Annotated in this window: 23 protein-coding genes; 20 read left to right on the top strand and 3 right to left on the bottom strand. The window is 36.6% G+C overall.

Annotation, left to right across the window (positions count from 1 at the left end; translation table 11 throughout):
- Window positions 1-14: 14 nt before the first annotated feature.
- Genes ACYQZV_RS05505 through gspD form a run of 3 tightly spaced genes read right to left on the bottom strand, consistent with a single transcriptional unit; the run spans window position 15 to window position 3,586 of the window.
- Window positions 15-587 (bottom strand): molybdenum cofactor guanylyltransferase, encoded by a 573-nt coding sequence (locus tag ACYQZV_RS05505; RefSeq protein ID WP_459893942.1) that lies wholly within the window; start codon window positions 585-587, stop codon window positions 15-17.
- Window positions 580-1,551 carry a lytic transglycosylase domain-containing protein gene (locus ACYQZV_RS05500; protein WP_459893941.1) on the bottom strand — a complete coding sequence of 324 codons (972 nt, stop codon included), beginning with the start codon at window positions 1,549-1,551 and terminating at the stop codon, window positions 580-582. Before ACYQZV_RS05500 ends, ACYQZV_RS05505 begins: the two co-directional genes overlap by 8 nt.
- A gap of 58 nt (window positions 1,552-1,609) precedes the next feature.
- Window positions 1,610-3,586, bottom strand: a complete 1,977-nt coding sequence (gene gspD / locus ACYQZV_RS05495; RefSeq protein ID WP_459893940.1) for a type II secretion system secretin GspD — start codon at window positions 3,584-3,586, stop codon at window positions 1,610-1,612.
- A gap of 207 nt (window positions 3,587-3,793) precedes the next feature.
- Here gspD and speD point away from each other — a divergent pair, with 207 nt between their 5' ends.
- The 20 genes from speD to ACYQZV_RS05395 all read left to right on the top strand — a co-directional run bounded on the left by speD (window position 3,794) and on the right by ACYQZV_RS05395 (window position 24,319).
- A complete protein-coding gene (speD, locus tag ACYQZV_RS05490; protein WP_459893939.1) occupies window positions 3,794-4,198 on the top strand; it encodes an adenosylmethionine decarboxylase in 405 nt (134 codons plus the stop codon).
- Window positions 4,168-5,190, top strand: a complete 1,023-nt coding sequence (locus ACYQZV_RS05485) for a DNA-processing protein DprA (protein WP_459893938.1) — start codon at window positions 4,168-4,170, stop codon at window positions 5,188-5,190. Before speD ends, ACYQZV_RS05485 begins: the two co-directional genes overlap by 31 nt.
- Window positions 5,183-5,842 (top strand): RsmE family RNA methyltransferase, encoded by a 660-nt coding sequence (locus tag ACYQZV_RS05480; RefSeq protein ID WP_459893937.1) that lies wholly within the window; start codon window positions 5,183-5,185, stop codon window positions 5,840-5,842. Before ACYQZV_RS05485 ends, ACYQZV_RS05480 begins: the two co-directional genes overlap by 8 nt.
- Window positions 5,843-5,877: 35 nt before the next feature.
- Window positions 5,878-7,533: a 2-oxoacid:acceptor oxidoreductase subunit alpha gene (locus ACYQZV_RS05475; protein ID WP_459893936.1), complete on the top strand. Its 1,656-nt coding sequence runs from the start codon at window positions 5,878-5,880 to the stop codon at window positions 7,531-7,533.
- Between the two features lie 6 nt (window positions 7,534-7,539).
- Window positions 7,540-8,634, top strand: coding sequence for a hypothetical protein (locus tag ACYQZV_RS05470; protein WP_459893935.1), 1,095 nt, complete (start codon window positions 7,540-7,542; stop codon window positions 8,632-8,634).
- A 120-nt stretch (window positions 8,635-8,754) separates the two neighbouring features.
- Window positions 8,755-9,555: a thiosulfate dehydrogenase gene (gene tetH / locus ACYQZV_RS05465; protein WP_459893934.1), complete on the top strand. Its 801-nt coding sequence runs from the start codon at window positions 8,755-8,757 to the stop codon at window positions 9,553-9,555.
- 19 nt (window positions 9,556-9,574) lie between these two features.
- Window positions 9,575-10,582: a molybdate ABC transporter substrate-binding protein gene (locus ACYQZV_RS05460; RefSeq protein WP_459893933.1), complete on the top strand. Its 1,008-nt coding sequence runs from the start codon at window positions 9,575-9,577 to the stop codon at window positions 10,580-10,582.
- Window positions 10,583-10,825: 243 nt separating this feature from the next.
- Entirely contained in the window at window positions 10,826-11,569 is a 744-nt protein-coding gene (locus ACYQZV_RS05455) for an ABC transporter ATP-binding protein (RefSeq protein ID WP_459893932.1), read from the top strand.
- On the top strand, window positions 11,562-12,815 hold the full coding sequence (locus tag ACYQZV_RS05450) for a hemolysin family protein (protein ID WP_459893931.1): 1,254 nt from the start codon (window positions 11,562-11,564) through the stop codon (window positions 12,813-12,815). Before ACYQZV_RS05455 ends, ACYQZV_RS05450 begins: the two co-directional genes overlap by 8 nt.
- Window positions 12,772-13,470 (top strand): ComF family protein, encoded by a 699-nt coding sequence (locus ACYQZV_RS05445; protein WP_459893930.1) that lies wholly within the window; start codon window positions 12,772-12,774, stop codon window positions 13,468-13,470. The genes ACYQZV_RS05450 and ACYQZV_RS05445 overlap by 44 nt, the downstream gene beginning before the upstream one ends.
- A gap of 30 nt (window positions 13,471-13,500) precedes the next feature.
- Entirely contained in the window at window positions 13,501-15,381 is a 1,881-nt protein-coding gene (acs, locus tag ACYQZV_RS05440; protein ID WP_459893929.1) for an acetate--CoA ligase, read from the top strand.
- Entirely contained in the window at window positions 15,382-16,902 is a 1,521-nt protein-coding gene (gene purH, locus ACYQZV_RS05435) for a bifunctional phosphoribosylaminoimidazolecarboxamide formyltransferase/IMP cyclohydrolase (RefSeq protein ID WP_459893928.1), read from the top strand.
- Between the two features lie 63 nt (window positions 16,903-16,965).
- Complete coding sequence (locus ACYQZV_RS05430; protein ID WP_459893927.1) at window positions 16,966-18,105, top strand: NAD(P)H-dependent flavin oxidoreductase; 1,140 nt, start codon at window positions 16,966-16,968, stop codon at window positions 18,103-18,105.
- A 1-nt stretch (window position 18,106) separates the two neighbouring features.
- The gene (locus ACYQZV_RS05425) at window positions 18,107-18,439 is read left to right on the top strand and encodes a hypothetical protein (protein ID WP_459893926.1); all 333 of its coding nucleotides are present in this window, start codon (window positions 18,107-18,109) and stop codon (window positions 18,437-18,439) included.
- Window positions 18,436-18,717: a hypothetical protein gene (locus ACYQZV_RS05420; RefSeq protein ID WP_459893925.1), complete on the top strand. Its 282-nt coding sequence runs from the start codon at window positions 18,436-18,438 to the stop codon at window positions 18,715-18,717. The genes ACYQZV_RS05425 and ACYQZV_RS05420 overlap by 4 nt, the downstream gene beginning before the upstream one ends.
- The gene (locus ACYQZV_RS05415; RefSeq protein WP_459893924.1) at window positions 18,714-19,112 is read left to right on the top strand and encodes a DUF4149 domain-containing protein; all 399 of its coding nucleotides are present in this window, start codon (window positions 18,714-18,716) and stop codon (window positions 19,110-19,112) included. Before ACYQZV_RS05420 ends, ACYQZV_RS05415 begins: the two co-directional genes overlap by 4 nt.
- Complete coding sequence (gene dxr, locus ACYQZV_RS05410) at window positions 19,109-20,236, top strand: 1-deoxy-D-xylulose-5-phosphate reductoisomerase (protein WP_459893923.1); 1,128 nt, start codon at window positions 19,109-19,111, stop codon at window positions 20,234-20,236. The genes ACYQZV_RS05415 and dxr overlap by 4 nt, the downstream gene beginning before the upstream one ends.
- 13 nt (window positions 20,237-20,249) lie before the next feature.
- Complete coding sequence (gene purT, locus ACYQZV_RS05405; RefSeq protein ID WP_459893922.1) at window positions 20,250-21,434, top strand: formate-dependent phosphoribosylglycinamide formyltransferase; 1,185 nt, start codon at window positions 20,250-20,252, stop codon at window positions 21,432-21,434.
- Window positions 21,435-23,234 carry a translation elongation factor 4 gene (gene lepA / locus ACYQZV_RS05400; protein ID WP_459893921.1) on the top strand — a complete coding sequence of 600 codons (1,800 nt, stop codon included), beginning with the start codon at window positions 21,435-21,437 and terminating at the stop codon, window positions 23,232-23,234. It begins immediately after the preceding gene.
- Window positions 23,231-24,319, top strand: a complete 1,089-nt coding sequence (locus ACYQZV_RS05395; protein ID WP_459893920.1) for a KamA family radical SAM protein — start codon at window positions 23,231-23,233, stop codon at window positions 24,317-24,319. The genes lepA and ACYQZV_RS05395 overlap by 4 nt, the downstream gene beginning before the upstream one ends.
- The last annotated feature ends 184 nt before the right edge of the window (window positions 24,320-24,503 follow it).

Here is a 24,503-nt window from a genome sequence, read left to right as displayed (position 1 = left end):
GTCAATGACTAATATTATATAAACTTTAAAATATCTTCTTTTGTGTTTATATTTGTAAAAGATATTAGATTTTTATCTATAAACTTTAAGTCTTCTTCCTTTAAAATATTTAATTCTAATGTATTAAATAGATTTTGGAAAGATAGTAGATTGTTTTCTATAGAATGTTTCACTCTATCTTTTATAGATGGATCATATATAGCAAGAAGAGGTTCTAAGAACCCATTTATTTCTGGTATTGTTGCCTCTTTTTTGTGGCTTTTAATAAGAAAATCGATAAGCTCTTTTTTTATGAAAGGCATGTCGGCACCTACCAGAAGAAAGGGTTTTTTTGCATAGCAGCACGCAGTATATAGTCCGCTTAAAGGGCTTTGAACGTTTGACAAATCTTTTACAGATTTTACTCCTTTTAGGAAGCTATACTTTTCTGGGTTTTTTGATAGTATATATATTTTTTCTGAAAAGCCAATCAAAGCATCCACTACATACTCTATCATGGTTTTCTTGTGAAGCACGAAAAGTGTTTTATCTTCTTTAAATCGTTTGCTTTGACCACCAGCCAGTATGAAGATATCTATTTTATTCACCGGCTATTAGCTTTCTAATGGAATCGCTAGTAGAAGTCTCTCTTATATATGGTTTTTCAAAAGACGGTATGTAAACATAACCCCCAGGCGGGACTGTGTCTTGCCTTATCTGAGGGTTTAATCTCTTTAAAAGGTAATAATTCACACCATAGGCTATGGCTATATTTCTTAAATCCTGAGAAGAATATGGCTTATAAACATGTAAGGTATAGTTAAAATATCTCTTTTTTATGTTAAAGCCAAACTTTCTAGCGTTTTTAATAACGGTGAGCAACGCTAAGAACCTTGGTACATATTGCCTAGTCTCTAGTGGAAACGAATCTTTAAAAGCCCAAAAGCTTCCCCTAGGGTCTGATTTAAAAACAGAAGACACGCAGTAAGGCCCACAGTTGTAAGCTGCCAAGACTTTGTTCCAATCTCCAAACTGATTGTATAAATCGCTAAGATAATGGGCCGCTGCTTCTGTTGATTTTATAATGTCAAACCTCTCATCAATTTGGTTGTTTACCACAAGTCCATAGTCTCTAGCTGTTTGAGGCATCAGTTGCCATATGCCAGCCGCTCCTGTGCTCGATACCGCATACTCGTTGTAACCACTTTCTATAATGGGAAGATATATAAAGTCTGATGGAAGGTTGTATTTTTTAAGTATAGGAAGTATGATAGGAGAGTAATATATAGCTTTTTCTATACCTCTTTCTATGAAGCCTCTATCTTGATATACAAAATAATTTATATACTTTTTAACATCGTTTGTATATATGAGGTTAAGTGCCTGAGGGTTGTTTTCGTATATAGGATGATAGGTTATCTGGGGTCTTGTGCCGCCTGTTTTTTTATAAGCGTAGTTGTTTCCATACAAAGAAGCGTTTGTAATCTCAGCGCTGCAAGAGCTAAGTAGTATTCCTAAAAGCCCTATACCAAAACCTTTTATTAAGTAGTTTTTCAAGCTTTTAGTACCCATAACACATATATCGTCATTTTAAGATAACATTAAAACTCTAAAGATTATATGATATATTTCAATATTTTGCTTTTTTTACACTTTCGTATATCCTGTGAGCTATTACTTCGTTTGCCTTTGTTATTTTAGCAAGCTCTGCTGGGCTTTTGATAATGTAAGGGGTTATAAATATAAAAAGTGTAGTTTTTTTGTTTTCGTTGTTTTGATATTTAAATAGATTTCCAAGCATCGGTATATCTTGAAGGATTGGTATCCCGCTGATATTTTTTATTGTGTTGTTGCTTACAAGCCCTCCTAGTATCACCGTTTGACCGCTTTTGACCACCACTTCAGAGTTTAAAACCCTGTCTGTAGTAATAGGTATAGGCACCGTTTGACCAGCTACGCTTGTGTTTGTAAAACCTGTAATGTCTTGAAGGTTTAGGTTTATTCCAAGCCTTATGTTGTCTTTTGATACTGTTGGTATTACATCAAGCTCCAACCCTATATCTTTGTAATCGTAGGTTAATATTGGAAACCCGTTTATATTGTATTGGGTACCGGTGACGTATGGATATACCTCTGCTTCTTTTATAATAGCCTCTTCGTTGTCAAGGGTTAACACCTTAGGGTTTGATATGATTTTAAAGCCGTTTCCTTGTTCTAACAAGCTTAAAAACACCGCTAAATCTGGAAATATAATTACGTTGCCGTTTACACTTGCGCTTACACTTGAGCTAGATGTTACGCCCATTACGAAGTTTCCTGATAAAAGCCCTTGGTATATGGTTTGTAAAGAGGCTGGGTTAAATCCTATGCCACCGTTTTTGCCTAAAGCTTGCCAATTGACGCCGGTGGTTAGTTGTTTTGTTATGTTGGCCTCTACCACAGAAGCTGCTATGAGCACCTGGATACGCTTTTCATCTAATTTTTTTATAAGGTTTTTTAGATTTTTGTATTGGGATTTTGTAGCGTACAAGATTACGCTGTTGGTAGCCCTGTCAAAACCTATCTTTGTGCCATCAGAAAGAGATATTGAACCTATGGGAGCGTTGGAGGATAGGATTTTTGTATTGCCATAGTTAGCTAGTGTGTTTTGAGTTTTGGATCCATTTGGAGCTTGCGTACCGGTTAGAGTTGGAACTGGTCTTTTTATAGTAGAAGATATGGCATTGGCGCTCCCAAAAAGACTAGCCAGGGTCTTTGCCATCTCTCCTACAGAGGCATTTTGAAGAGGGATAACATAATAATGTCTTTTAAAATTAGATGCACTTTTGTTTATCTTTTCTATAATCTTTTTTATGGAGCCTTGCATAAGCTTTGGAGCGTAAACTAGTACAAAGCCACCTTTTGAATGTCTTTTTTTAACAGAAGATACCACCATAGGTATGCCAAACTTTTGGCTTACTGGGTTTGCCAAAGGGCTTAACGCTTTTACTACAGCGTTTGTATCTTTTGCCTCATACATTTTTAAGCTAAAAGCCAGGTTTGGTATATCTATATTTTTTAAAAGTTTTTGGATTTTATCAACAGAAACACCTATATCGGATATTATAAGGGCGTTGGAGGGCATATAAACGGTAGCGTTTCCATACTGGCTTAAAAAGGGTCTTATGGCGTTTAAAAGTATCTGGGCATTTGTATGGGCAAAGTATATGTAAGTTTCTATTGATGGACTTGGAAAGGCTTTTTTTGTGACGCTGCTACTAAAAGAGGTGGCTTCTTTAATGGGCACTATTTTATAAAAGTTTTTATACTTTACCACCGTATAACCATCCAAGGCAAGGCTTGTCAAAAAAAGATGCCATGCATCCTCTACGCTTACAGGTTTTTTAGAGCTAACCGTTATTTTTGGAAGATTTCCATTTACCCCCAATACGATGGTTTTACCGGTAAGTTTTGACATAAATGTGGCTATATCCTCTATGCTTTGGTCTTGAAAGTTTAGCGTCACATAAGATAAGCTTTCTGACCTACCGTTCGTTTTTGCGTATGTATTTGTAATATTAAAAGCTAAAAGACCCACCAAGAAAACAATTGTTTTAAACTTTTTCACATATCTAATTATAGCATCTTTAAAAAACCCTTGACAAAAATGAAATTATGTTATAATAACTAACTATCTTTTTTCTGGAGGTATTTTTATGAGCGAGCAGGATAGTAAATTCCGAAAGCGCGTGGGTGGTGCTGGTATTTTTGAGCAAGTTGGTTGCTCCATGATTGGTTCTTACTTTGCAGTATTTGTATCTAGGGAGGTAAAGAAATGGCAAAAACCCTCGGACTCCATATTATAGCTGACCTTTATGGAGTAAACCCTGATCTCATAGACAGGGAAGAAGATATCAGGCACCTTCTTGAAAATTCAGTGAAAGCTGGAGAGCTTACAAAAATCTCATCTCATTTTTACCAGTTTAACCCTCATGGAGCTACAGGTGTTATCCTGCTAGCTGAATCTCATATATCTATACATACATGGCCAGAGCATAAAGCCGCCACTGTAGATGTGTTTACCTGCGGAGACCCATCAAAAGCCTATAGAGCTATGGATTATATAATAAACACCCTATCTCCTACACACGTTGATAAAAAGGTCTTTGATAGGGGTATCATAGAAGATTCTAAAGAAAAAGATGTGCTTTGGATAATGTCGAAAGCTGGTTGTTGCTAAAATCCGTAAAAGGAGTAGGCAACAAGCTACTTTACAAAGCGTTTAAGCATTTTGGTAGTGCTGATGCTATAATAAACGCCGATAAATCTTCCTTGGAGTCTATACTGGGCTCCAAGGCTATAAATATTTTTAACAAAGATTTTGATAAGGAATACGTAAAAAGCACTCTTTTTAAATTAAAACAATTAAATATTGAAGCTACTACCTATGAAAGTGAAATGTATCCCAAAAATCTATTAGACTTGCCAGACCCACCACCTATTTTGTTTTTAAAAGGCAATAAAACGCTTTTAAATAAAAAATCCATAAGCATAGTAGGCTCAAGAAAAGCAACGTTGAGCGCTTTAAATATGACAAAAGCTGTTGTATCTGGTATCAAAGATATAGTAGTATCTGGAGGAGCCGATGGAATAGATAAAAAAGCCCATGAAAGTGCTATGGAGTATAGTATTCCAACTATTGCAGTGCTTGGTTTTGGGTTTTTGTATGCAAAATCAAATTTATTTAGTAAAATTTTAGATAAAAACGGGCTTCTTTTAACGGAGTTTACACCCTTTGAAAAACCATCAAAATTTACTTTTCCAATGAGAAATAGGATTGTGGCATCGCTAGGGGAATCTCTTCTGGTGATGCAAGCTTCTTCAAAAAGCGGTGCTCTTATAAGCGCTTACTGGGCTCATAAGCTAAAGAAAGGGATTTTTGCTTACATAGGAAATCCAGTAGAAGAGTTTGAAGGGTGTGCAACCATTGTAAGAGAAGGTGTAGCAAGGCTTTTTATAAGTAAAAATCAACTTTTTGAAGATTTGTCTATATCCTATGAAAAGCCACAAAACCAACATCCAATACTGTCTTATCTTGATAAACCATCCACTTTTGATGAGCTTTTAATAAAAACAAACTACGATGAAGAAAAGCTCACCTTGGAACTTACTATGCTTGAATTAGAGGGAAAAATTTCAAAAGACGGTGCATACTTTGTAAAAAATGCATAGGTTTTTTGCTTTTAAGAAAAATGGTATTGTAGAGCTTTTTGAAGAAGAAAAAAAGCATTTTAAAATATTGCGTATCGAAGAAAACGAACCCATAGAGCTTGTTATAGAAGACAGGATATACGAAGCAAGGTTTAAAGATAGACATTTTTTGCTTTTAGAAGATAAGACAAAAATACCCGATGTAAAAATATATGTAAACGTATGTATACCTATGAAGCTACAAACGTTGGAAACCATCATAGATTATGCAGTCCAAGGAGGAGCCTTTGAAATAACGCCGGTTATTTGTAAAAGAGGCTTTCAAGATAAAAATAAGCTTTTAGAAAAATATCAAAGATTTCAGAAAATTTTAAAAGAAGCCATAAAACAAAGCAGGCCTTCTTTTTTACCAAGGTTAAACCATCCTACTCCTTTGGAAAATATAGCATTGAAAGGTCACGGTGTTGTGTTTGATAGTTTTGAAAAGCCTAAAAATGTTTTGCCAAAAGACAGTGAGTACACTCTTGTGTTTGGTCCAGAAGGAGGCTTGTCAAAAGAAGAGCTGGAGCTTTTAAAAAGCGTTGGTTTTAAATCCTATTCTTTGGGAGACAATATATTAAGAGAGGAGTTGGCGGTTTTTGCAGGTATATTTATGGTAAGATGTAGGCTGTAAGTGTTGTGATAAAATGATAATAAGGAGGTAAAAATATGGATTTAACAATGATAGTTGGAGGAAAGGCTGGGGCTGGTATAAAAGAAGCCGGCAGGCTTATATGTTCTGCTTTAACCGAGCTTGGGTATTACGTTTTTATGTATGTGGATTACCCATCTCTGATAAGGGGAGGACATAACTTTGTAAGCATAAGAATAGCTGATTTTCCGATAAACAGCGTCCACAAAAGGGCCGATATTATAATAGCTACAGATAAGCGTTCTGTTAAAGAGCACCTTGAAGATGCAAAAGAAGACACCCTTTGGATAATAAACGAAGTTACCGATAAAGATATGATAACAAAGGCAAAAGAAGTTATCGTAATGCCTTTTAAAGAGGTGGCGCCAAGCTTTTTTAAAAGCACATCGGTATTTGGTGGTGTTTTAAAGCTTTTAAACATAGATTACAACGTAGGACTTCCTTTTGTAAGGAAGTTGAAAGAACCAGACAAAAACGAGTCCATATACAAAGAAGCTTACGAAGCAGGTGTAGTAAAGTTTGACATAAAGCCAATTGGAGAGAAGAAAGGAGAGCTTGTATCTGGAAACGATGCAGTAGCCAACGGTGCAGTGGATGGGGGGCTTGATATATATTTTGCGTATCCAATGACTCCTTCTTCTTCGGTTTTGCACACGTTGGCTGCTAAAAAAGACGAGCTTGGTATAAAAGTTATACATCCAGAAAACGAAATAGCCGTTATAAACATGGCAATAGGTGCCGCTTATGCAGGGAAAAGGTCTATGGTAGGGACTTCTGGTGGTGGTTTTGCCCTTATGGTGGAAGCTTTAAGTCTTGCTGGGATGAGTGAAACCCCGGTGGTGATATACGAAGCTCAAAGACCAGGACCAAGCACGGGGCTTCCCACTTACAGCGCCCAATCTGATTTGCTATTTGCCATTTTTGCGGGGCATGGAGACTTTGGTAAAATTGTAGTAGGACCGTCCGATGCAGAGGATTCTTATCTTCTTACAAAAGAGGCTTTAAACTTGGCTTGGGAATATCAAGTGCCTGTTATAGTGTTGAGCGATAAAAACGCTGCTGAAAATTACTACATCTCTTCTTGTAACGATATATGCAGTAGAATAAAGGAAATAAGGCCTCCCAAAATGTATGAAGGTGATCCAAAGCTTTACAAGCGTTATCAAAATGTAGAAGACGGTATATCGCCTTTGCTTTTCCCAGGTACAAAAGATGCCGTGGTAAAAGCTAGTTCTTACGAGCACGACGAAAGAGGTATCACCATAGAAGATGCTCATACTGCAAAACTTATGCAGGATAAAAGGCTAAGAAAATACCAAAAGATGAAAAAAGATATTCTAAGCACCAAAAAAACTTACGAGGTCTTTGGCAACAAGGATGCTAACGTATGTCTTATCTCTTGGGGCTCCAACAAACATGTTTTAAAAGAAGTTGCAAACGCCTTAAATATAAAATTTGTACATGTTATATATCTTGAACCTTTCCCAGAAGAGGATATAAAAAAAGAGATAGAAGGAAAAAAACTTATAGCGGTAGAATGCTCTGCCACAAAACAGTTTGAAAGACTTCTTCACATGTACAGCATAAGACCCCATACCAATATAAACAAGTACGACGGAAGGCCCTTTTTTGAAGATGAAACTTTAGAGCTTGTTAAAAGCTATATAAACTAAATTTAAGTGAGCAACACAAGGTTATTTGCCCTTTACGAATTTGGAGAGTCTTTTCTTGCAAATGGCTTGGGGCTTGTGCTTTTCCCCATACTTTTTTACGAATTTGGTGTAAATATATATATCTACTCTTTTATAATAGGAGTCTCTAATCTCATTGGTGTATTGTTAAATATCTTGATGCTAAGGAGACCCTTACCAATCATAAAAACGTTGTTCTTTTTTTCTATAACGACATTTTTCGTAAGTTTTGGGCTTTTGGCAAAAGAAAAGTTTGTATTTGCTTTATTTTTTGGGATATTTATAGTAGTTCACATGCAAGCTCTTTTGTTTTATCAAATATCAATACTTGAAACCAAAGACCCGAAAATTTCATCTTCTTTTAGCAGTATACTTGGTTATCTTGGGTATTTTGTGGCGGTTTTTTCAATGTTTTTTCTGAAGGAAAAAAGATTTTTGATACTGATTGGTATTGTTATATATATAAGCTGTGCCTTTTTGTTTTACAAATTTTCAGACAAAAGCGTTTTTTTAAAATCCCAAAAGTTAGATTTTTTAAGGGATAGTTTGTTTTTAAAATATATGTTATCTCTACTTTTTTTAAGCATAGCTCCTCAGTTTTTTAACAACTCTATGACTATGTATCTAAAAACTTATCTTTTTTTACCAAACAAAGAAGTTTATACGCTTATGTTTATAGGGCTTTTGTGCGCCATAGGGTCCTCTTTTTTACTTGGTGTTGTCTGGAAAAAAGAAAATACCGGTTTTTATATAACTGTGTTTTTCTGGCTTTTAGTATATATATTTGCCTTGCTGGTGTTTTTTATACATATAAAATATCTGTTTATGTACGGTGTTTTGCTGGCTATATTGGGTGGTACAGCCACTGGGTTTTTCTGGACTTTTTTTAAAGCTATAACAGTCCTAAAGTTCAACGACGAGAATGTAGGCATAAGGATAAGCTCCATATATGGTTTCTCTTCTTCTCTTGGTCCTATTTTGTTTTTTGTGATGTCTAACATAAGTCCTGTGGTAGCTTTTTTAAGTATAGTTTTTCTTCTTATAATCTCGTTTTTTATTTATATTTTGTTTTTTGGCTTATAAAATCTTGAAAACTTTATAAATATATAATTATAACTTATTGACTTTTAAGAAAAAACTATAATATAATATTTGCTATGAGGGTTAAACTATAAGATAACTTTCTAAAAAGGAGGAAACGTTATGGACCAAAGCAGGAGAAGTGTATTAAAAGGAGCCATATTAGGTTTAGGAGCAGGCATGGTGGCTTCAGCTTTAAATCCGACAGCTGCCAGAGCCGAGGAAGTAGGGGCTTTAATACCAAAAGGTGCTAGGACATTAAAAGAGCTAGCAGAAAGGCTTGCAAGAGCTCCAAGAAGAAGAAACTTCAAGTCTTTACCAATGATTCTAACAGACAAAAACCAATGGGACTGGGAAGCTCTGGATGAAGTGTTTAACTACAGGGGTGGTCCAAAACAAGTATGGGATAACTACGATATACATAGCGCTTGGCTAAACGTAATGAGAAACGCTATGAATGCCCAAATATGGTCTTACAAAAATCCAGATTTTCTTTGCGTAAGTGCAACCCATGGTAATGCTCATTTTGCTATATACGATGATTACGTATGGGAAACTTATATAACACCTCTCACAAAAGGAAAACTAAAAAAGAACATGTGGCTTAAAATGAAACCAGGTATGCTTGAAAAAAACAGCCCAACTAACGAATCAGGCGCTTTCTCACCGGCTGACAACAGTGTAGAAGCTCTTATAGAAAGAGGTGCTGTATTTTTAGCTTGTCACAACCAAACCTGGGAAATGGCAGGGGCTCTTTTAAAAGCTGGTATAAATCCTCATCATCTTACCCATGACGAGCTTTCTGCAGATTTAACCAACCATATAATACCACAAGCTATAGTCACCCCCGGTGTAGTGGCTACAATACCAGAGCTTCAGTTAAGAGGCTTCCACTATATAAGCACAGCAGATTTTCCAAAATAAATGTTAGGAGGTTAGCAGCATGAAAAAAGCTCTACTAGCTTTAAGTGTAATGGCGTTAGGCGCCGTAGCTTTTGCAACTACAGATTTAAATCCTTACGAGATGCCACCACATACCCCACCGTGGAGCAGGAAACCTATCATTAGCCCAGATGTTCACAGCACCAACAATCCAGCTATTTACAAGGGTTTTGACTTTACTATACCACCAGTGGACAACGTAGTGGACTTCCACGGCGATTTAAATGCCGCCAACAAAGATGGTTTGGTGGTATATGTGGGTGGTAACTACTATTTCGCTGTTACGAGACTTATAAAAGCTTTTGAAAGAGAATACCCTCAATACAAAGGCAAAGTGTTTATAATAACTATTCCACCAGGTAAGCTATTGCAAGCTATAGAACACTACCATGACACGTTTACCATAGGCGATATGACATTTACAGCCAAACCAGATATATATGCCGGTGGCGCTTTCGGTGTTAAAAAATGTATAAAAGATGGTTTTTGTGAAGCTTCTACCTTTACCCCATATGTGACAAATACACTCGCTATAGAGGTTTACAAAGGCAATCCAAAACACATACACAGTCTCCAAGACTTGGCAAGACCAGATGTTAAAGTTGTTATGCCAAATCCAGCTTTTGAAGGTATAGCAAGAAGAATAGAAGATGCTCTTGAAAAATGTGGTGGCAAGAAGCTAAAAGATGCTATATTTGGTCCACATGGAAAGGCTATACTAACAGAAATACACCACAGACAAACCCCTCTTGTTATAATGGAGCATATAGCTGATGCTGGCGTGGTATGGCACTCTGAAGTAGAAGCTCAAATGAAGCAATACCATAACCCATTACAAGCTGTGCCAATACCAGCAAAATGTAATTATGAAGCAATATATGCAGCTGCCGAGGTAAAAGGAGCACCACACCCACAAGCAGCTAAAGACTGGTTGCACTTTTTAAGAACTCCAGCAGCCCTAAAAGTATTTGAATTCTACGGCTTCAAGCCTTACGAAGGAAAAAGATAACCCGTCAAAATAAGCCCGCTAAAAGCGGGCTTTACTATCATAAATTTTATTTTTCATCTATTTTTCATAAATTTTGTGATATTCTTATATGTTTCTTTTCATATTGACATATTGGTAAGGTTGACTTATAATAATTATGTAAAGTTTTAAGATGAAGTTAAAAAGCGAAGGTGAGTTTAGATACTCCCTCCCTCCCCCTCCCAAGATTTTTTGCACCGCGCTCTCGCGGTGCCTTTCTAAAATATGTCTTTGATTAAAATAGAACATCTATACAAGTCCTTTGATAAAAAACACTATGTGCTGGAAGATATAAATTTAGAAATTTTTTCAAATGAATCTTTTTGTCTTGTGGGACCTTCCGGATGTGGTAAGTCTACCATAGCAAGGAGTATACTTAGATTTATAAGACCAGATTCTGGAAGAATTTATTTTAAAGGAAAAGATATATATACTATAAAAGATTATCAAAAATATGTATCCTTTGTGCCCCAAGACCCGATGTCTTCTATAAATCCAAGGTTTAAAGTGTTGGACGCCATATTAGAGCCTATTCGTATAATGTCTTTGACTTTTAATACGGATGATATTTTAAATAATATTTTAAGATTAGGTTTAAAAGATGAGCTTCTTCATAAGAAGGTAAGAGATTTGTCTGGTGGGGAACGTCAAAGAGTGGCGATAATAAGGGCTTTTATTACAAACCCAGAGCTTGTAATAGCAGATGAGCCTACTTCTTCCTTGGATGCTATTCACAAAAACACTATAGCATCGATGTTTTTAGAAATTAAGGGCAGCAAGGCGCTTTTTCTAATTACACACGATATAAAATTTGCACAAAAGATTTGTGATAAAATTGGGATTATGCATGATGGTAAACTGATTGAGATGGGGGATAAAGACGACATTTTCAAAAATCCTAGACACCCTTTTACAAAAAAGCTTTTAGATAGCTACTCTTTAAACTGTAAAGAATACTCTTATGGATAATATACTGTTTGATATTCTTCTCGTGTTTCTTCTGCTAGCTATATCTGGATTTTTTGCCTCTTCAGAGATAATATTTTTTGGCGCTTCTAATATAATAGAAGAAAAAGATAAAAGGTTTTACAAAAGGATTATAGAGAGCATATTTAAGGACCCGCAAGCTCTTTTGGTGTCTATGCTAATAGGCAACGAGTTTGTGAACGTCTTGATATCTTCTATTAGCTCTGCCTTTGTTATAAAAGCTATAGGCAAGAGGTGGGTATTTTTATCTGGTATCTTTGTTAGTGTTTTGATATTCTTGTTGGGAGAAACAATACCGAAAAATATAGCACTATTTGTTAAAGATAAGCTTTTAAAAATCTACGCCGTACTCTTTTATCCTTATCTTGTTGTTGTAAAGCCTTTTGCCTATATATTTGTGGTGCCTGTTAAAAAGATTTTAAAACTTTTTGGTGTTGATAACATAAGCTTAGAAAAGAAATTTTCTTTAGAGCATATAGTTTACATAATGCAAAACCCCGCTAACGCGGAAGAGTTTTCAGAAGAGGAAACTCAAATGATACAAAAAGTTTCTCAGATGAGAGAGACAATAGTAAGGGAGATAATGACGCCAAGGCTTGATATATTTATGTTAGAAGCCACTAAAACTGTAAAAGAGGTAATAAGGGATATACTAGAAAGTGAACATAGCAGGATACCCATTTATAAGGATACGAAAGACAACGTAGTTGGTTATATACATATAAAAGACCTCATGCCAGTTTATCAGCACAAAGACGATACGTTGGAATCTTTTTTAAGACCCATTGAGTTTATACCGGAGGTCATGAGTATAAAAAATCTCCTTCAAGAGATGAAGAAGTCCTCTAATCAGATTATGATGGTGGTGGATGAACACGGGGCTATATCTGGGCTTATCACAAAACACGATTTACTTGAATGGCTTGCCGGTGACCTTCCTCAGGAGTGGGAGGAAGAAGATGAATTTACGAAGATGTCATCCGATGTTTACATAGTGGAGGGCTCTGCTTCCATAGAGGAAGTGGCTGGTATTGTTGGTTTTGAGCTTTCAGAAAATTATGATTACGATACTCTTAGCGGATTCATTATGGCGAACATGGGCAAAATCCCAAAAGAGGGAGACGAGTTTGAATATCAGGGCTTTAAATTTATAGTAGACAAAATGGATGGTAAGAAGATAGAACATGTACTTATCAAGATTCCAGCTAATAAAGATACAGATAGCTAAACTATTAGACAAGCTTTACATACCGGATAACGTTTGTCTTTCTTGCAAGAATTATTTTAAACCTAGCTTTCAAGGGTATGTTTGTGATGATTGCATATCTTTTATAAGCCCAAAAATCTTTGAAAAAGAATCCCTTGATTATATAGACGATTATAGAATTTTTAGCTCTTACGAAGGGGCTTTAAAAGAGATGATAATAGCTCTAAAGTTTAAAAGGGCCTCTTTGTTTGGGCAGATGATAGGAGATATTATAAAAGATGATTTTCTATCTTTTGTAAAAGCCGTAAACCCTGACATTATCACCTACGTACCGGTTTCTTTTTTTAGATTTTGGCAAAGGGGTTACAATCAAAACGAGCTTATATTAAAAGCTCTAGAGGTTCATTATAAATCTATATTAAAAAGGGTAAAGCATGCAAAGGCCCTATCTCTTAGTATGGAAAAAGCCCAAAGAACGAAAATTGTTTTTGAAGCTTTTAATGTAAAACGAGAGCTTAAACTTAACCTAGAAAATAAGAAAATTTTAGTGTTTGACGATATTCTTACCACAGGGGCAACAGCTAGTGAAATAGCTAGGATTCTCAAGTTGCATGCCGTAAAAGAAGTTTATTTTTACTTTATAGCTTCTCATAAAAGAGCCGTTGGTGTGGTATAATAATTTTATCAATGCTGGAGGTGTTATAATATGAGCGACGAAGTGCTTTTAAAAGTGGGGGAAAAAATAAACCCACCCCCATACATATTGGATGAAGCTTATATAAAAGATTACGACGCTCTTTACGAAAAATCTGTAAAAGACCCCGATGGTTTTTGGTCAGAGGTGGCTAAAGATATCACATGGTTTAAATCATTTTCAAAGGTTTTAGAATGGAATTTCCCATACGCCAAGTGGTTTTTGGATGGTAAGCTAAACGCTTCATACAACTGTCTTGACAGACATATAGAAGAAGGGCTAAGAAACAAACTAGCTTACATAGGTGTAAACGAAGATTTAGAAGAACACAAAATCACATATGGAGAGCTTTTAGAGTTAGTAAATAGGCTTGCAAACGCTTTAAAAAGTCTAGGTCTTAAAAAAGGAGACAGGGTCTCTATATACATGCCAAATACTGTTGAGGCTGTGGCAAGTATGCTAGCTTGTGCTCGTATTGGGCTTATACATCAAGTGGTGTTTGCAGGTTTTAGCGAGGGGGCTTTAAGGACAAGGGTAGAGGATGCGGGGGCAAGCGCTATAATAACTGCTACATATACAAAAAGACGTGGTAAGAAAGTAGAGCTTTTACCAACGGCCTTAGCAGCTATAAAAGGTCTTGATTCTGTAAAACACGTGATATGCTGGGATAGGGATAGCGCTGGTTTGCCAGAAGGGGTTTTAAACTTTTATGAGCTTGTTAAAAGCCAGAAACCAGAATGTGAGCCAGAGCATATGGATTCCGAAGACCCTCTTTTTATACTTTATACGTCGGGGACTACGGGTAAACCAAAAGGGGTTATACATACCACCGGTGGATATATGGTAAACGTGCATTTTACCACCAAAAACGTATTTGCACTAAAACCAAACGACATATACTGGTGTACTGCTGATATAGGCTGGATTACAGGACATTCTTACATAGTTTATGGTCCACTGTCAGTGGGTGTTACAAGTGTAATCTTTGAAGGAGCACCTGATTACAAAGATCCATCCACATGGTGGAAAATAGTAGAGAAGTACAGGGTAAATAAATTTTATACAGCACCTACGGCTGTTAGGCTTTTTATGAAATACGGTGAAAAGTGGCCAGCGGCTCACGATTTGTCCTCTCTTAAAATACTTGGTTCTGTGGGTGAACCTATAAACCCTGAAGCTTGGCATTGGTATTATGAGCATATAGGTCATAAGAATTGCGCCATAGTAGATACTTGGTGGCAAACAGAAACTGGAGCACACATGATAACTACGCTACCAGGGAATCCTATGAAACCAGGAAAAGCCGGCAAACCACTCCCTGGTATAGAGGTGGCTATAGTGGATAAAAATGGTAATCCAGTGCCGCCGAATACGGTAGGTTATGTGGTTATAAAAAAACCTTGGCCCTCTATGATGAGAGATTGCTGGGGTCAGCCAGAGCGCTATAAAAAATATTGGACAGAGATACCCGGAAACGTTTACAACGCTGATGACTTAGGCTCTATAGATGAAGATGGGTATATAATGATAGTGGGTAGAGCCGATGATGTGCTCTCAGTAGCTGGTCATCGTATAGGTACTATGGAAGTAGAAAGCGCTATAGTAGACCACGAAGCTGTGGCTGAAGCGGCGGTGATAGGTAAACCAGACCCAATAAAAGGTGAACGTATAAAGGCTTTTGTGATACTAAAACAAGGTTATAACCCATCAGAGGAGCTTAAAAAAAGCATTCAAGACCACGTAAAGCATGTATTAGGAGCTATAGCATACCCAGAAGAGATAGAGTTCGTAGATAAACTACCAAAAACAAGAAGTGGAAAGATTATGAGAAGAGTGCTAAAAGCCAAAGAGCTTGGTCTTGATATAGGTGATGTCTCTACGTTAGAGGACTAAATGAAAGCGCTTATATCTGTATACGATAAGACCGGTGTTTTGGAGCTTGCTAAGGAGCTTGTAAACCAAGGTTATGAGATTTTGTCTAGCGGTGGTACATATACATATTTAAAAAACGCTGGTATAGAAGCTATAGAGATATCTGAGGTTACAGGTTTTAAAGAAATATTGGGTGGGCGTGTAAAAACGCTTCACCCTGCTATACACGGTGGAATTTTGTTTAGAGAGGATGTAGAAAAGGATTTAGAAGAAATAAAAGAAAACTCCATAGAGCCAATAGATATTGTAGTAGTAAATTTATATCCTTTTGAAAAGAAGATGAAAGAATTAAAAGACATAGACGCTCTTATAGAGTTTATAGATATAGGCGGTCCTACTCTCATAAGGGCTGCAGCTAAAAATCACAAAAGGGTGAGCGTTTTAACGGATATAGAAGATTACGGATGGTTTGTAGAAAAGCTAAAAATGAACGCAATATCTCAAAAAGATAAAAAATATTTGGCTTTAAAGGCGTTTTGGCTTACATCTTACTATGATTCTATAATAGCAAACTATTTTTCTAAAGTATTTGGCTTTTCGGAAAAAGATTTCAAACATCATACTGTGCCTATGCTTTTAAAGGATGAACTAAGATACGGAGAAAACCCACACCAAAAAGCTTATATATACGAAAACCCTTTTGAAGAAGATGGAGTGGCAAGAGTAAACGTGTTGCAAGGCAAAAAAATGTCTTACAACAACTACCTTGATACTGACTCTGTGATGAAGCTGATATCAGAGTTTTCATATCCTTGCTGTGCTATTGTAAAACACAACAATCCAAGCGGAGTGGCTATAGACCAAAATCTTTTAGAAGCTTACAAAAAGGCTTTCCAGACTGACCCTGAAGCCGCTTTCGGTGGTATAGTGGCTTTTAATAGAAAAGTAGATGAGGAGCTTGCAAATCTTTTGACAGAGCATTTTTATGAGATAGTGATAGCTCCAGAATTTAGCGAGGGAGCGTTAAAAGTTTTTTCCAAAAAGAAAAATTTAAGGATAGTAAAATCGAAAAACTACAATCAGGAAATAGACATAAGAAGCATATCGGGCGGTTATCTAAGTCAAGATGTGGATAGCAAGCTCTATGAATCTATAGAGGTAGTATCCTTAAGAAGACCAACAGAACAAGAGTTTGAAGATGCCATATTTGCTTGGAAAGTATCAAAGTGGACAAAATCAAACGCTATAGTAATAGTTAAAAACAATCAAACCATAGGCATAGGAGCAGGTCAAGTATCAAGGGTAGATTCTCTAAGAGGTGCTATAAGAAAAGCCAAAAACTTTGGGCACGATTTAAAGGGTTCTGTGGTGGCTTCGGATGCCTTTTTTCCATTTAGAGACAGCATAGATATAGCTTCAGAAGAGGGAATATCTGGTGCTATACAACCGGGTGGTTCCATAAGAGACAAGGAAGTTGTAGAAGCTGCCAATGAGCATAACATGTTTATGATATTTACTCATATGAGGCATTTCAGACATTGAAGCTTTGCAAATTTAAAATTTATTTTTATATTTTAATTATTATCATCAACGTGAGAGGTTTTTATGAAATTACCACCGCTTAGAATAAGGCATATAGAGGTGGAGATACCTATTATACAAGGGGGTATGGGTGTAGGTATTTCTTGGGAAAAGTTGGCAGGTGCTGTGGCATCTTGCAACGCTATAGGAGTTGTCTCTTCAGTAGGTACAGGATATAGATTTTTAGAGCTTGTCAGAAAAGATAAATTTGGAAGACCCATAGGCACAGAAAACGCTCACAATACGGAAGCTTTGAGACTCATAATACAAAAGGCAAAAGAGATAGCCAGTGGAAAAGGTGCCATCGGCGTAAATATATTATCAGCCATAAATGATTACGGGAGAGTTGCCAACGAATCTGCTAGGTTTGGAGCAGACCTAATCATATCTGGAGCAGGTCTTCCTTTGAAGTTACCAGAATATACAGAGGGTTATGATACGGCTTTGGTCCCTATCGTATCTTCGGCTAGAGCCTTGAATCTCATAGCTAAAACCTGGAAAAAGCGATACAACAGATTACCAGACGCTGTGGTATTAGAAGGTCCAATGTCTGGAGGTCATCAAGGTTTTAAATACGAGGATTGTTTTAAACCAGAGTTTCAGCTGGATAATCTTTTTGACGAGGTTTATAAAGAAGCGCAAGAATGGGGCGGAATACCCCTTATAGTAGCAGGTGGGGTTTGGGATTACAACGATATCAAAACGTATATAAAAAGAGGGGCCGCTGGTGTGCAAATGGCTACTAGATTTGCTGTAACAAAAGAAAGTGATGCTCCTCTTGTATACAAGGAACTTCTTTTAAATGCCGAAGAAAAGGATATAATACTGTTGAAATCTCCAGTTGGGTATCCTTTGAGAGTTATAAGGACTCCTTTTGTGGAAAAGCTTTTAAGCGGTCACAACGGTTGGAAAGGCTGTGTATCCGATTGCGTAGCACCCTGTAAGCATGGGGAAGAGGCTAAAAAAGTCGGATTTTGTATAGCGGATAGACTTGGTGCCGCTTGTCTTGGCAACGTAGAAGAGGGTATTTTTATAAGTGGTGCCAATGGATATAAGTTGAAAAAGCAAGGTATTATATCTGTGTGCGAACTTATAGATATGCTAACCGGTAAAATACCAGACCCTACTGTGGAGAAAAAAGAAACTTTTACAGAGGTAAGCTAAGTTGAGGTTTTATGGGCTTTTAAGAGATGAAGATTTCTTAAACATTATACAAAAAATATCTGGTGATGTTTGGATTATAGAGGATACAAAATCAAAAACAAAGGAAGAGCTTTCAAAAGATCAAATAAAACATCGTCTTTTAGAGATAGCAAACGAAATAAGCTCCTGGAAACAAACCCTTACTCTTATGCCGAGCAACACTATTTTTGTATTTGTAGCTGATAAAGAAGAACCAAAGGCTTTTAAAATATACGATACCAGCTCCTTGGGATGCTCTACCACGCTTCCTCCTCCAAGATGGAAGATTTATCAAAAGGGAATATCCATTGAATGATATATATTGTGATGGTAGGTCAGCAAAAACTTAGAGAGCTTATATACCTTTGGACGCTGTTGAGTGTTAATAAAATGAAGTGTTTTATATCTTATATTCAAACAGAACCAAACTACGAAAAAAGCGCTTCTTTTGAAGGGCTAAAGGTATTTATAAAAGATTCATCTTTTGATAGAATAAACGTTATAGATATAAAAAGTAACATTTTTCTTTTAGAAAAGCCTATAAACTTGGATAACGTAAAAAATATATACGAGGATATTTTGTCTTTGGTATGAGTAGTGTTGCGCTTTTTATGATATCTACATGGTTTGGCGTTAGCTTGTTCTTTAGCTTTGATGTGGCTCCTGTTTTATTTGATACGCTTTCTACGTTTTTGGCGGGTGAGGTAGTGGCTAAGATATTTCCGATATACTTTGGTATTGGGCTTTTCATATTTTTGCTTTCTTTTTTGCTGTTGTTTGTAAGTGAAAAGCCCATATTTAAAAAGGCGTTTTTTTTATTTGTTATCAATATAGCAATTTTCATCTCCTTCCTCGTTTTCATATTGCCTGAAGCATCTATTTTAAAACATGTAAATTATCATGAATTCTTACGTTTGCACGCTTTTAGCATGGTATTAAATCTTTTGCAGATTATAAATAGCTTTTTTATAATATTGATGCTGTTATGATAAAGCTTGGCATACTTGGTTCTACTGGAACTATAGGCAAAAATGCCGTTGAAATAGTAAAATCCAACAAAGACAAGGTAGAGTTGATTGGTATAGGAGCCTATAGAGCATCTAAAGAGCTTCTTGAACAAGCAAAAGAATTAAGACCAAGGTTTGTTTTTAGTGTAGAAACTCCTACAAAAGAATGGCTACAAGATATTTCAAAATACTCTAAATATCTAAACGAAGAAGATGGGCTAAAAGCTATAATAGAGCACTCTGATAGAATTTTAAACGCAATATCCGGCACCTCTGGTATAAAAGCTACTTACGAGACATTAAAAGCAAAAAAAATACTTCTTGCTTCCAACAAAGAATCTATACTTTGTATGCCCAATCTAATAAAACAAAATATAGACTTGGTAATACCGGTGGACAGTGAGCACAACGCATCTTTTGAGCTTCTTAAAAGCCATAAACACGTTAGAAACTTGTATATAACTGCCTCTGGTGGTCCTTTTAGGCAGTATACAGAAGACCAGCTTAAAAATGTCACGAAAGAAGAAGCTTTAAAACATCCAAACTGGAAGATGGGACCAAAAATCACCATTGATTCGGCTACTTTGATGAACAAGGGTATTGAGCTTGTGGAGGCGAGCGTTTTGTTTGATATACCGCTTGAGCATATAAAAATATTAATACACCCTCAAAGTATAGTGCATGCTATTCTGGAATTGGAAAACGGCTCTTTTATAGCAAATATGTCACTGCCGGATATGAAACTTCCCATTCAAAACGCTATTTTTTATCCTGATGTGGTAAGCTATACCTTTGAAAGACTTGACCTTAGCTCTATATCTTGCCTTAGTTTTGAAAAGCCTAGAAGGGAAACCTTTAGAGCGTTGGAAGTGTGCGAATGGGTAGCTTCTATGGGCAATCCTTACATATCTGTTTTGCTGGGAGCCGATGATGAAGCTGTAAAACTATTTTTAGAGGATAAGATAGGCTTTTTAGATATACCGATTTTGATAGAAAAAGCCCTTTCTTCTGTAAATTTTCATATAGAAGAGACCCTTGAAGATATACTAAAAGCTGTGGAGTTTGGAAAAAGGAAAATATTAGATTTATCAAATCATAGGATGTGATAAAATATTCCTTATGATAGGGACCCCTCTTTCTTACAACGCTACAAAAATTCTTCTTCTTGGTGCTGGTGAACTTGGTAAAGAGTTTGTTATAGAGGCTATAAGACTTGGTATAGAAATAGTAGCTGTAGACTCTTATCAATATGCCCCGGCCCAACAGGTGGCTCAAAAATATTATGTAATAGATATGAAAAACAAAGAGCTTATCAAAAGCATAGCCTACAAAGAAGCTCCTGATTTTATAGTCCCAGAGATAGAAGCCATAAACACTGATGCTCTTATAGAATTAGAACAAGAGGGGTTTAACGTAGTCCCATGCGCCAAAGCCGTAAAATATACTATGAACCGCATAGCCATAAGACGTTTTGCCGCTGAAGAGCTAAGGCTACCGACTTCTAAATACAAATTTGTAAACACCTTTGACGAATTAAAAAGCGCTGCTAAAGAACTAGGTTATCCTGTAGTGGTAAAACCTGTTATGAGTTCTTCTGGAAAAGGTCAGTCTGTAGTTTACAAAGAAGAGGAGTTAGAAAAAGCTTTTTACGTAGCAAAAGAAAAAGCAAGAGGGGATGCAAAAGAGCTCATAGTAGAAGAGTTTATAGATTTTGATTATGAAATTACAATGCTTACTGTAAGGACCAAAAATCAAGGTATTTTGTTTTGTCCTCCGATAGGTCATATACAAGTAGAAGGGGATTATTACGAAAGTTGGCAACCACATCCTATGGATGATAATCTTTTGCAAAAAGCCCAAGATATTGCAAAAACTGTTGTAGAAGGTCTTGGGGGATACGGGATATTTGGATGTGAGTTGTTTGTTAGAAAAGATGAGGTTATATTTAACGAAATATCTCCAAGACCTCACGATACTGGTATGGTAACGATGATTTCTCAAAATATGTCTGAGTTTGAAATACATCTTAGGGCTATATTGGGTCTTCCTATACATATTGAGCTTTTAGGAGCGGGAGCATCCTATTGTTTCCATGCAAAAACCGACGGCATCATCCCAGCTTACGATAACCTTGAGGAAGCCCTTTCTATACCAAACACAAAATTAAGGATATTTGGAAAGCCTATCACAAGGACAAAAAGACGTATGGGGGTAGCTCTTGCATTGGCAAAAGATGTAGATACAGCACGTCAAAACGCTAAAAAAGTGGCAAGCTCTGTAAAGATTATAGAAGAGAATATCTAAATGGAAAATATAAGAAACTTTTCAATAATAGCCCACGTAGACCATGGTAAATCAACGCTGGCTGATAGGCTTATAGAGTTTTGCGGTGCTATCACGGACAGAGAAAAAAAGGACCAAATGCTTGACACCCTTGATATAGAAAGAGAAAGAGGTATTACTATAAAACTTCAAGCGGTAAAAATAAACTATCACAGCAAAATTCAAAACAAAGATTTTACACTACACCTTATAGACACGCCGGGACACGTAGATTTTTCTTACGAGGTATCTAGGTCGTTAGCCGCTTGTGAAGGGGCTTTGCTTTTGATAGATGCTTCCCAAGGTATAGAGGCCCAGACAGTGGCAAACTTTTGGAAAGCTGTAGAGCAAAACCTCGTTATAATACCTGTCATCAACAAAATAGATTTACCAGCGGCAGACCCAGAACGTATAAAGTTGCAAATAAGAGATATACTTGGTTTAGACCCAGATGAAGCTATACTTGCTTCTGCAAAAGAAGGTATAGGCATAGAAGAGATTTTAGAAGCCATCACCAAAAGAATCCCACCACCAAAGGGAAATGAAAATGCTCCTTTAAAAGCCCTAATATTTGATTCTTACTACGACCCGTATAGAGGTGCTGTGGCTTTTGTGAGGATATTTGATGGGTCTGTGAAAGTAGGGGATAGGATAAAACTTTTTTCTACTGGCAAAGAGTTTGAGGTTACGGAAATAGGTGCCCAAACACCAAAGATGACAAAGCTTCCCATATTAAAAGCCGGAGACGTTGGATATATAGCGGCTTCCATAAAAGATGTAAGGGATATAAGAGTTGGTGATACTATCACATTAAAATCAAACCCTACCAAAGAGGCAATACCTGGTTTTAAAACGGCAAAACCAATGGTGTTTGCAGGGCTTTACCCTACAGAGGATTCTAACTTTGAAGAGCTGAGGGATGCTTTGGAAAAATACTCTATCAACGATGCAGCTATCACCTACGAACCAGAAACATCACCAGCTATAGGTATGGGTTTTAGATGCGGGTTTTTGGGGCTTTTACATATGGAAATAGTCCAAGAAAGACTTTCAAGAGAATACAACATAGACGTAATCACCACTGCCCCAAGCGTTGTATATAGGTTGAAGTTAAAAAATAAACCAGATGTCCTAGAGGTTAAAAGCTCCAACGACGTACCAGATAACTTTGGGCTTATAGAATATATAGAAGAGCCGTATGTACTTGCCACTATCATCACACCAAAAGATTACGTAGGAAACATAATAAATATATGCCAAGACAAAAGAGGCATCCAGGTAAAGTTTTCTTACCTTGACCAAAACACAGCCCTTCTTGAATACGAAATGCCCCTTCAAGAGATAATAGTGGATTTTCACGATAAGATAAAGTCTGCTTCTAAAGGCTATGCATCCTTTGATTATGAATTTTTGGGTTATAAAGAATCAGACCTTGTAAAACTCACCATAATGTTAAACAAAGAACCTGTAGATGCATTGTCTTTTTTGGTGCATAGAGATAAGGCTTATAGAAAGGCAAGGGCTTTGGTGGAACAGCTTAAAGAGACTATCCCAAGACAGCTTTTTGAGATAAACGTCCAAGCGGCTATTGGAAGTAAGATTATAGCTTCTGAGAGAATACCCCCTATGAGGGCAAACGTCACTGCAAAGTGTTATGGTGGTGATATATCAAGAAAAAGAAAGCTTTTAGAAAAACAAAAAGAAGGTAAAAAACGCATGAAGCAGTTTGGCAAAGTATCTTTACCCCAAGAAGCGTTTTTGAGCGTTTTAAAAGCCCAATGATAAAAACAACCGATATATCAAAATGGAACGACTGGCGGTGGCAACTTCAAAACCGTATAACCACTTTAGAAGAATTGTCAAAGTATATAGAACTAACAGAGGAAGAGATTGAATTTTTTGATAAAGTATCCGATGAATATCCTTTTGCCGTCACACCTTACTATCTTTCTCTTGTAAAAGACCCGAAAGATAGACAAGACCCAATAAGACTTCAAATAGTACCAAGCCCTCTTGAAATAGATGAAAAAGCCCAGCAAAACTCACATCCAAACGCTTTAAACGAAGAAACTCTTATAAAAGGTCTTACCCACAGGTACGAAGACAGGGTGCTAGTAAGTGTTACCTCTTACTGCGGGGTTTACTGTAGGCATTGCATGAGAAAGCGCATTTTCAAAGAAGGAACACACGCTACTCCAAAAGAGCTTTTAGACATTTATTTTGATTATATTAAAAGCCATAAAACTATAAAAGATGTATTGATATCTGGAGGAGACCCTCTTACTTTAGACAACGAAAGACTAAAATACATATTGGACAACTTATCTTCTATAGAGCATCTTGAGGTGATAAGAATAGGCTCAAGAGTACCGGTAACACTTCCTCAACGCCTTTACGATGATGAGCTTCTTGATATACTATCAAAATACGATAAGCTTTGGATAAACACCCATTTTAACCATCCAAACGAAATTACAGAAGATGCTAAAAAAGCTGTAAGAAACCTATTAAGAGCAGGAGTCCCAGTTAACAACCAAACGGTGCTTTTAAAAGATGTAAACGACGATAAGGAAATTATGCTAGAGCTAATGAGAAAACTCCTTAGCATAAAGGTAAAACCACAATACCTTTTTCATTGTGACCCCATCACTGGCGCAGTCCACTTTAGGACGTCCATAGAAAAAGGCTTAGAAATCATGGACTATATGAGAGGAAGGCTTAGCGGGTTTGGCATTCCTACATATGCAATAGACCTTCCCGGTGGTAAAGGCAAAGTTCCTCTTCTTCCCTCTTACTATAAAAAGTTAGAAGATAACACTTACGAGTTTATAGCTTTTGATAAAACGAAAGTCATAGTTGTTGAATGATGTTTTGAACCTTTGTAAATTCAGCATATTCGCGGAAACTTACCTCCTTCAACTTTCCTTCCCCATTTACAGATTTATAGAAAATGTTAACAAAGGTAAGTGTCCATAGTGTATGTGAACTTGTACAAAAACTTGCATTTTTAAAAATTTATGTTATAATAATTTTCAGTTTTTAGCTGGCTTC

The organism is Hydrogenobaculum acidophilum, assembly GCF_054656715.1.
Note: the sequence above shows the minus strand (reverse complement) of the source record. Positions and strands in the feature narration are given on the sequence as shown.